Origin of the sequence: Saccharothrix sp. ST-888 (genome assembly GCF_000955975.1) — a bacterium.
In the GTDB taxonomy this organism is placed as follows: domain Bacteria; phylum Actinomycetota; class Actinomycetes; order Streptomycetales; family Streptomycetaceae; genus Kitasatospora.
In genome coordinates this window covers 1-204 of record NZ_JYJF01001190.1, presented here as the reverse complement: position 1 = coordinate 204, position 204 = coordinate 1, and the positions used below count along the sequence as shown (strand labels likewise).

Here is a 204-nt window from a genome sequence, read left to right as displayed (position 1 = left end):
ATCCACCCCGAAGGGCTTCACCGTTCGACTTGCATGTGTTAAGCACGCCGCCAGCGTTCGTCCTGAGCCAGGATCAAACTCTCCGTGAATGATTACCCGTAATCGGGTTCACACTCGCGTTGAGCGGCACGGCAACCACCGGAATAAGGTGACCCCGCGCACTGCGTCCTCGCTGTGTTTTTTACTTCAAAAGGAATCTCCAAC

At 55.4% G+C, this 204-nt stretch carries 1 rRNA gene; it reads right to left on the bottom strand.

Annotated elements, in window-relative coordinates:
- Window positions 1–89: ribosomal RNA gene (locus UK12_RS36210) — 16S ribosomal RNA — on the bottom strand; the annotation flags it as partial.
- Between the last annotated feature and the right edge of the window lie 115 nt (window positions 90–204).